General features: G+C 72.1%; 6 protein-coding genes and 1 rRNA gene. 4 read left to right on the forward strand and 3 right to left on the reverse strand.

All coding sequences use genetic code 11. The features are described from left to right. Both JFN87_RS29780 and JFN87_RS29785 read right to left on the reverse strand, forming a co-directional pair. Positions 1-1,290: sigma-70 family RNA polymerase sigma factor (locus tag JFN87_RS29780; protein WP_209345085.1), on the reverse strand; the 1,290-nt coding region annotated here is incomplete at its 3' end. A 237-nt stretch (positions 1,291-1,527) separates the two neighbouring features. Further along, positions 1,528-2,382 (reverse strand): TetR/AcrR family transcriptional regulator, encoded by an 855-nt coding sequence (locus tag JFN87_RS29785; RefSeq protein ID WP_245182529.1) that lies wholly within the window; start codon positions 2,380-2,382, stop codon positions 1,528-1,530. Between the two features lie 341 nt (positions 2,383-2,723). On the opposite strand from JFN87_RS29785, the gene JFN87_RS29790 reads away from it, so the two are divergent. After that, entirely contained in the window at positions 2,724-4,106 is a 1,383-nt protein-coding gene (locus JFN87_RS29790; RefSeq protein ID WP_209345086.1) for an NAD(P)/FAD-dependent oxidoreductase, read from the forward strand. 204 nt (positions 4,107-4,310) lie between these two features. Further along, positions 4,311-6,011, forward strand: coding sequence for an ATP-binding SpoIIE family protein phosphatase (locus JFN87_RS29795; protein ID WP_209345087.1), 1,701 nt, complete (start codon positions 4,311-4,313; stop codon positions 6,009-6,011). 37 nt (positions 6,012-6,048) lie between these two features. Here the strand turns inward: JFN87_RS29795 and JFN87_RS29800 are convergent, their stop codons facing one another. Next, on the reverse strand, positions 6,049-7,353 hold the full coding sequence (locus JFN87_RS29800) for an MFS transporter (protein WP_209345094.1): 1,305 nt from the start codon (positions 7,351-7,353) through the stop codon (positions 6,049-6,051). Between the two features lie 198 nt (positions 7,354-7,551). Here JFN87_RS29800 and JFN87_RS29805 point away from each other — a divergent pair, with 198 nt between their 5' ends. Together JFN87_RS29805 and JFN87_RS29810 are read left to right on the forward strand one after the other, a co-directional pair. After that, entirely contained in the window at positions 7,552-8,130 is a 579-nt protein-coding gene (locus JFN87_RS29805; RefSeq protein ID WP_209345090.1) for a MarR family winged helix-turn-helix transcriptional regulator, read from the forward strand. Positions 8,131-8,685: 555 nt separating this feature from the next. Continuing rightward, positions 8,686-8,770 (forward strand): 16S ribosomal RNA (locus tag JFN87_RS29810); the annotation flags it as partial.

Consider the following 8,770-nt stretch of genomic DNA (forward strand, 5'->3'; position numbering starts at 1 on the left):
GCCCGCCGCGCCGCCGGAAGCGGCCCCAGAGGAGGCGCCCGCGGCGGCCGCCGTACCCGCCCCCGCGGCGCCCGCGGCGCCACCGATGATGCCCAGGGCCTTGAGCGAGAACCCCGTGGCGAACCAGCCGATGACGGCGACCGGCACGACGGCCGGGATCTGCGCGTTCACCGACGCCAACTCGCCCGCCGCCATGCGGCACTTGGCGCACTCGTCCAGGTGCTTGCGCAGGCCGCGCTCCGCGCGCATGCGCAGCCCACCGCGCGCGTACGCGCCGAGCCGGTCCGCGTACCGCGCGCAGTCGCCGCCCGCGGTCAGCGCGGAGCTGACATGCGCCTGGAGATACGCCTGCTTGAGTCCCTCGCGCGCCCGCCCGGCCAGTACGGCCGTCGCGTTGGCGCTCAGGCCGAAGAGCGGCGCCACCTGGCTCGGCGGCTCCTCCTCGATCGTGGTGTGCCACAGCACCGCCTGCCACCGCTCGGGCAGCGAGCGGAACGCCTGCATGGCCAGCGACTGCTCGGCCTCGTGCATCGCGCGGACGTCCGCGCCCAGTTCGAGCGTGTCGTCGTCGGAGACCGTCGAGGACCCGGCCGCCTGCGCCGCGAACACCGCGAAGTCCTCGACGAGGTGCTCGCGTTTCGCGGTCTTCGCCCAGGCCGCCGCCACCCTGCGCACCGTGGTGAGCAGGTAGGCCCGCACGGCCTGCTCGGGGCCCGCGCCGCCACGGACGGCCTGGAGCGTGCGGGCGAACACCTCGGCGGTGAGGTCGTCGGCCGTGTCCGCGTCGCGGCAGCACGTACGCGCGTACCGGCGCACGGCGCCCGAGTGGCGCCTGAACAGCTCCTCGTACGCGCTGTCGTCGCCCTCCCGCATCCGCTGGACCAGGTCCGAGTCGGCGAGGGGCGGCGCGGCCGTGGCGGCAGCGTCGTCGACCGCGGAAGCGTCGCCGGCCGCGGCGGCGGACGCGTCGCCGGCCGTGGGGGACGTACGCGCCTGCTGCGTCCCCTGCCGCTGGGAGGGCGAGGGCACCCTGGGCAGCGGTGCCGTGGGCGCGGAACCGCCGCGTCCCTCGCGCTGCTGCGGCACGCTGGTGTCGGCGTCGGGGCCCGTCCCGTCCGCCGGGTCCGGCTCGGCCGCCGGCCCCGGCACACCGGGGAGCCCGGCCGGTCCTCCGGCGCCAACGGGGCCGCTCTGGCCCGGGACTTGGCGCGCCGATGGGCCCCCGTCGTCCGTACCGCCGTCCGTACCGCCGGGCCCGCCCTGCGGTTCGTCCCGTCCCTCACCGCTCATCGCGGCAGCCCCCGTATGCACCATGAGACCCAAACACCGGGTAAGCGTGCCACAGCGCAGAGGCACGGCGGGGGCGGTTCCGGGTCAACCACACGCCAGGGGCGCGAAGTGGGCACCGAGTCCCCGCTTCACCCTCTCGGAGCCGCCCGGCCCACACACGAAGGGCACGTCAGTTCGGGAGCTGAGAAACGGTGGACGGCCTGACAGGCTGCCCTGCCGCGACCGGCCGTCAGAGCCTCACAGCGCCCGCGGGCGCAGCCCCTCCAGCAGGATGTCCAGCAACCGTGCAGACGCGGCGGCCTGTTGCGTCGCGTCCGGCAGCGAAGGCGCGGCCGTCGCGATCACCAGCAGTACATCGGCGACGGTCACATCGAGGCGCAGCTCACCGGCCTCCCTGGCACGCGCCACCAACTGCCCGACGACGTCGAGCAGTTCCACCGCACCCGGCGCGTCCAGCTCGTCGACGCTCAACCGGGGCTCGATCGCGCGCGCCTCGCCCTCCCCGGCATGGCGCTGCTGCGGCACGCGCGTCTCCACGGGCATCGACACCTCGTCGGACGCCATCCGCACGCGCAGCACCTGGGGCGGCAGCAGCCGGCCCGCGCCCGACGCGACCGACGTGCGCAGGAAGCGCGAGAGCGCCGACCAGGGCTCCTCCTCCTGACCGAGGGCGGTACGCGCCTGGTCGGTCAGCCGGGACGTCTCCTCCTCGGCTATCCGCCGCACCAGCACGTCCTTGCTCGGGAAGCGGCGGTACACCGTGCCCACGCCGACCCTGGCCCTGCGCGCCACATCCTCCATCGGCGCGCCGTAGCCGAGCTCGCCGAAGACCTCGCGCGCGGCGCGCAGCACATGCTCGAGGTTGCGCTGCGCATCGACCCGCAGGGGTACCGAACGCCCGCTCCCCGCGGTGCTCGTGGCCGGCCGGCCCGCGCCCTGCGCGCCATGTGCCGCCGCATCCTGCGCCGCTGTCACCTGTGCCGGCCCCCCGATGCCGTCCGGCGCGACGGTCTTCCCCGCCGCGCCGCCACCCGCCGCGCCGTCACTGTCGACGACCGGCACGCCCTGCCAATACGAATCCTTAATGCGCATGACCGTTCCCCCGGCTCATGTACGTCTCCCCCCGGAGACATTCCCCGTTTTCGACACGAAGGGCGCAGACCAGTCACGGACCCGCACCCCGACGGGATACGAACATAGTTGAGCCCACCGTAATTCAGAAGGGGTAATTCCGTCCGGACGGCCCCCGATCGGAGGAAGTGGGAGAAGATATTGGATTCAATCAACTTTCACTACGGCGCACATGGGTGCTGACCTGTGTGTCCCTCGGTAATCGTGGTGATATGCCCCAGGGTGTGCGCGGGAACGCTCCGGTCACACAATTTGCCGGGGCTGTGGACAAACCCCGGCTCGCGTTGCCTCATGGTCAGGTGATGGCTGACACCCCCCGAGACACCACACGCGGAGCAGGGACCGTAGCGCGCATTCTCGTCGTCGGCGGCGGTTACGTAGGGCTGTACACGGCCCTCTGGCTCCAGCGGAAGCTCAGAGCCGGCGAAGCCGCCATCACGGTCGTCTCACCCGACCCGTACATGACGTACCAGCCGTTCCTCTCGGAGGCCGCCGCGGGCAACATCTCGCCGCGTCACGTCGTCGTGCCGCTGCGCCGGGTCCTCGACGCGTGCACCGTCGTCGTCGGCGAGGCGACCGCCGTCTCGCACGCCGAACGGACCGTCACCGTGCGGACGGCCGCCTCCATGGAGGACGGCACCGGCACCTTCGGGATGCCCTACGACGAACTCGTCCTGGCGCCCGGCTCCGTCGCCCGTACGCTCCCGGTGCCGGGACTCGCCGAGCACGGCCTCGGGTTCAGGACGGTCGAGGAGGCCATCGGCCTGCGCAACCACGTCATCGAGCAACTCGACATCGCGTCGTCCACGCGCGACCCCGACGTCCTGGAGGCGGCCCTCACCTTCGTCGTCGTCGGCGGCGGGTACGCGGGCGTCGAGGCGCTCGCCGAACTGCAGGACATGGCCGCGTACACCACGCGCTACTACCACAACCTCAAGGCCGAGGACCTGAGATGGGTGCTCGTCGAGCCCGAGGCGCGCATCCTGCCCGAGGTCGGCGAGGAGATGGGCGACTACGCGGTGCGCGAGCTGCGCCGCCGCAACGTCGACGTGCGCCTGGAGACCCGGCTCGTGTCCTGCGAGGGCCGCGTCGCCCATCTCAGCGACGGTACGGTCCTGCCCACCCGCACCCTCGTGTGGACCGCCGGCGTCAGGCCGAACCCCCTCGTCGGCGCGACCGACCTGCCGCGCGACGCGGAGGGCAGGCTCGTGTGCACGGCCCAGCTGCGCGTCGCCGGCACGGAGCACGCCTGGGCCGCGGGCGACGCCGCGGCCGTGCCCGACCTGGCCGCGGCGGAAGAGGGCGCCCTGTGCGTCCCGGACGCGCAACACGCCGTGCGCCAGGCGAAGACGCTCGCGGCGAACATCACCGCCTCGCTGCACGGCCAACCGCTCGGCGAATACCGGCACGCACACGCGGGCTCGGTCGCCTCCCTCGGCCTGCACGAAGGCGTCGCATACGTCCACGGCAGGCGCCTGAAGGGCTATCCGGCCTGGCTGCTGCACCGCGTCTACCACCTCAGCCGCGTCCCCACCTTCAACCGCAAGGCGCGCGTGCTGGCGGAATGGACGCTCTCGGGCCTGTTCAAACGGGAGATCGTCTCCCTCGGCTCACTCGAGCACCCGCGCGCCGAGTTCGAGAGCGCGGCGGGCCGCGAACCGCCGGGCGGGCCGGGGAGGAGATAGCGGCCTCGGACCGCGCCGTCCGCGCATCCCCGCCGCCACGGCGGGCACCACTGTCAGTGGGCTCCGCCACACTGGACGTGTGACCATGGTGCGGTCCGTTCGCGGACCGCACCACGCACCACCCGCCAGGCCCGACGCGTCAGGCCCAGCGGCCGCCACCGCGCCACGCCGACAGCACGACACCACACGAGGCCTGACAGAACCGTGAACTTCACGCGTTGGAGCGCCCGGCTCCCCCGCAGTACGCAGCGCCGAACCGCCACGCGCGGCGACCGCGGATCGGTGCCGGCCGCCCGCGGCGAGTACGAGCTGCCCGCCACGGAAGGCGAGGGCGGCAAGGAGGCGGGGCCGCGCCCGCTCACCCCCGACGACCTGGCGGTACGGCAGGTGCTCGGCGAACTGCCCGCGCTCGTCGCGCTGGTGCACGGCCCCGAGCACCGCGTCTCCTACGTCAACGACGCCTACGAGGCGGCGTTCGGCGCACGCGAGCTTGGCAGCCCCGCCGCGGGCAGCTGCCCCGAACTGGCCGACCTCGGACTCATGCCGCTGCTCGACCAGGTGCTGCGCAGCGGCACGCCACGCACCGTCAAGTCCCGCAGGATCGCCGTACCCGGCCACCTGCACACCGGGCGTACGGGCCCGGCCGGGCAGCCCGAGCGGCGGGCGGAAGGGTCGTTCACGGTCACGTGCGCACCCGTCGGGCGGGAGGGCACCGGCGGCGTCCTCGTCTTCGCGGCGGACGTCACCGACCACGCGGAGGCGGCGGAGCGGCTGCGCGCGAGCGACCGCAGGCACCGCGAGACGGCGGTCACCCTCCAGCGCTCCCTGCTGCCGCAGGAGCTGGAACAACCCGACGACCTGCGCGTAGCGGCCACGTACCAGCCGGGTGGCGCCGACGCGGCCGTCGGCGGCGACTGGTACGACGTGATCACCCTCGGCGCGGGCCGTACCGCCCTCGTCATCGGGGATGTGATGGGCAGGGGCGTGCGCGCCGCCGCCGTCATGGGCCAACTGCGCACGGCCGTTCGCGCCTACGCGCGCCTGGACCTGCCGCCCCACGAGGTCCTGCAGCTCCTCGACGGCCTCGCCGCCGAGATCGACGCCAGCCAGATCGCCACCTGCGTCTACGCGGTCCACGACCCCAACGAGGGCGTCCTCGTCTACGCGTCGGCCGGCCACCTGCCGATCCTCGTCAGGTCCGAGGACGGCACGGTCGAACGCGGCGCCGACCCGACGGGCCCGCCGCTCGGCACGGGCGGCTGGATGCACACCTCGGGAACCATCCCGCTGCCGCCAGGATCCACCGCGGTCCTCTACACGGACGGCCTCGTGGAGCGACGCGGCGAGGACATCTACGAGGGCGTGGCCAAGCTGGAGAAGGCGCTCTCCGGCGCCCAGGGCACGCCGCAGGTCGTCTGCGACCGGCTGCTGCGCAGCCAGGGCATCACCGCCGAGCACGACGACGACGTGGCGGTGCTCGTCCTCCAGCACCCCGCACGCACGGGAAGCGACGCGGAGCTCTTCCACAACGCGGCACTCGAACTCCTCGGCGGCATCGAGGCGGCACCCCGCGCCCGCGCCTTCGCGTCGGGCGTACTCGCGTCCTGGCGCTTCCCCGTCGAGCTGCGCGACCTCGGCGTACTCGCCGCCAGCGAACTCGTCGCGAACTCGCTCAAGCACGGCGTGCCGCCCATGCGCCTGAGGCTTCGCCGCACGGACCGCCGGCTGATCATCGAGGTCACCGACGGCGACGACCACCTGCCGCGCCGCCGCAAGGCCGAACCGGCCGACGAGGCGGGCCGCGGCATCTCCATCGTCGCGACGATCGCCTCGTCCTGGGGATCACGCCGCACACCGGGCGGCGGGAAGGCCGTGTGGTGCGAGTTCGCCCTGCCCGAGCCCTGACCGGGCCGAGGCCGGCCGGGGCCCGGTGGGTGCCGGGTCAGCTCACGCGGCCGGGCGCGGGCGGCGCGGGCGTGAGCCCGTCCGACGGCTCGGGCAGGTGCTGCGCCACGACACGCGACGTCGTCGCGAGCGCCGGACGCTCCTGACCCGGGGTGAGCCGCCTGCCGAGGCGCACAGCCAGCACCGTCACGGCCAGCGAGAACAGCACGAACGTCGCGATGTACGGGGCATGCATGCCCGCGGCCATCGGCGCGCCCACGGCTGGACCCACGGCCAGCGCCAACTGCTTGACCAGCGCGAACGCCGACTGGTACTGGCCGACCATGGAGCTGGGCGCCAGATCCGACACGAGCGGCGCGACGGTCGGCGACAGCAGGGCCTCGCCGAAGCCGAACAGCCCGTACGTCGACACGAACGCGACCGTCGCCACGGCCTGCCCGGCATGCGCGAGCCCCGCGTACCCCGCGACGATCCAGGCGAACGCCCACACGAGCCCCACGAGCGCGATCACGCGCGTGCGCCTGCGGCGCTCCACGGTCCGCAGCACCAGGAACTGTGCGACGACGATCACCGCGGTGTTGACCGCGAGCGCGACCCCGAGCGACGACGGGTCGATGCCGGCGGCGTCCGTGCCGTAGGCGGTGAGCCCCGACTCGAACTGGCCGTAGCAGGCGAAGAACACCACGAACGCGAGGACCAGCAGCCGCACCATCGCCCGGTGCGACAGCAGGGCACGCACCCCGCCGCCGGCGCTGGGGACGCCGTCCCCGTCTGCGTCCACGGTGGGCCGCGCGATGCGCACGGTGGCGGCGGCGCCCGCGAGGACGAGGAACATCGCGGCCTCGATGGAGAACAGCAGGGTGAACGACGCCGGCCGGTGCTCGTCGACGATCTGCCCGCCGACGAGGCCGCCGATGCCGAGGCCCAGGTTCTGCAGGAAGAACTGCGTCGCGTACGCCCTGGTCCTGTTCGCGGGCGTCGAGCACCACACGATCAGCGTGGCGAGCGCCGGCTGGATGACGGCCGTCGAGGCGCCAAGGAGCGCGGCTGACGCCACGGCAGCGGTCACCGAAGTGGCCAGGCCGAGCGAGAGCGCACCCGCGGCGGCCGTCACGGCCGCGGCCATGAGGACGGGGACGGGTCCGCGCCGGTCCATCGCGCGCCCGGTGAACGGCAGCACGGCGAGAGCCGCCATGGCGAACACGGCGAGCACGACGCCCGCCGTGCCGGAACCCAGGCCGCGGACCTGCGCCACGTACACATAGAGGTAGGGAACGGTGAAGCCCAGGCCGAACGCGCTCATCACGTTCCCGGTCTGGATCCTGCGCATCGCCGTGCTCATCGCCTTGGTCACACACTCACCTGCCTCAGGTCGCGGGGCAGCGCGGGGCTGCCCGTGTACGGGTCGGAAGGATGTTGAAGTACGGAGTACTGAAGGACGAAGACCTCAGAGGTGAAGACTTCAACACTAAACTTCAATGTTGAAGGCTACAGCTCGAAGGGCTTCAACGCCAAACGCCGAACGTGGGATACTGAAGCGATGTCCGACACACCCGAGCACGCCGCGCACCCGCCGCCGGGCGAACCGACCCTCGACGAGCAGATCGCCGCCTACCAGCGCGAGTTCCAGGACCTTGACCCCCAGGTCGAGAAGGTCGTCTCGGCGCTCGGCCGGCTGAACCGCCGCATGAACGTCGCGTACGGCCGCCAGGTCTCCGAGCTGGGCATCGGCAACACGGAGTGGGAGGTGCTGAAGACACTCGTCGTCTCCGGGACGCCGTACCGCCTCGGCCCGGGCGAGCTGGCCAAGCGGCTCGGCCTGACCCCGGCCGCCATGACCCACCGCATCGACCGCATGGCGGGCGAGGGCCTCGTCACCCGCGCCAGGGACGAGAACAACCGGGTCCGCGTGATCGTCGAACTCACCGACGAGGGCCGCACCAAATGGCTCGAGGCGATGCGCATGGCCTCCGCGTTCGAGGAGGACCTGCTCCAGGACCTCACCGGCGACGAGCGCGGGGTGCTGGGCGAGATGCTCATCCGCCTGCTCCGCAGGGTGGAGGACACCCAGCCGGACGCGGGCGGCCGGCTGGAGGACCTGGAGCCCGACGAGGGCTGAGAGCCGTCGGCGCTGGCGGGTCCTTGACACGGCCCGAGGCGATCCGTAAGGTTCTCCGAGTTGCCAGACGGACCGCGAGGTCCCCGGCGACCCTCCAGCCGCTGGAGAGCAAGCGGCAAACCAACACCTGTACGGACCTCGAACGGAATTGCTTTCGGCATGCCGAAAATCCGTCCGAAGGACTCGATTAGGAGTCCCCAGGGAGATCCGCTAAGGTTTGGAACGTCGGAACGGCCGAGCGAAAGGGCCGGAAAGACAAGAGCAGGATCCCTTTCTGACGGGGAATCGGACGGAAACAACGTCTGGTAGAGTTCAGAAACGTAAGGCCGAAGGGAAAGCGCCCGGAGGAAGCCTGAGAAGGTTTTCGAAGGAAGCGTCCGTTCCTTGAGAACTCAACAGCGTGCTAAAAGTCAACGCCAGATATGTTGATACCCCTGGTCTGCCGGGCCTGTGTGCCTGGTGGATTTGGGTTCCTTTGTAGTAACACAGCGAGGACGCTGTGAACAGGATGGGATTATTCCTTCCTCCTGTTCCGCTCTCGTGGTGCTTGAAGCATTCACGGAGAGTTTGATCCTGGCTCAGGACGAACGCTGGCGGCGTGCTTAACACATGCAAGTCGAACGATGAAGCCTTTCGGGGT

It is taken from the genome of Streptomyces montanisoli (assembly GCF_017813245.1).
In the GTDB taxonomy this organism is placed as follows: Bacteria; Actinomycetota; Actinomycetes; order Streptomycetales; family Streptomycetaceae; genus Streptomyces; species Streptomyces montanisoli.

Excerpts from the sequence above, each read along its gene's own strand:
- JFN87_RS29785 (WP_245182529.1), bottom strand. The coding sequence starts at position 2,382 with ATGCGCATTAAGGATTCGTATTGGCAGGGCGTGCCGGTCGTCGACAGT.
- JFN87_RS29790 (WP_209345086.1), top strand. The coding sequence starts at position 2,724 with ATGGCTGACACCCCCCGAGACACCACACGCGGAGCAGGGACCGTAGCG.
- JFN87_RS29800 (WP_209345094.1), bottom strand. The coding sequence starts at position 7,353 with ATGAGCACGGCGATGCGCAGGATCCAGACCGGGAACGTGATGAGCGCG.
- JFN87_RS29805 (WP_209345090.1), top strand. The coding sequence starts at position 7,552 with ATGTCCGACACACCCGAGCACGCCGCGCACCCGCCGCCGGGCGAACCG.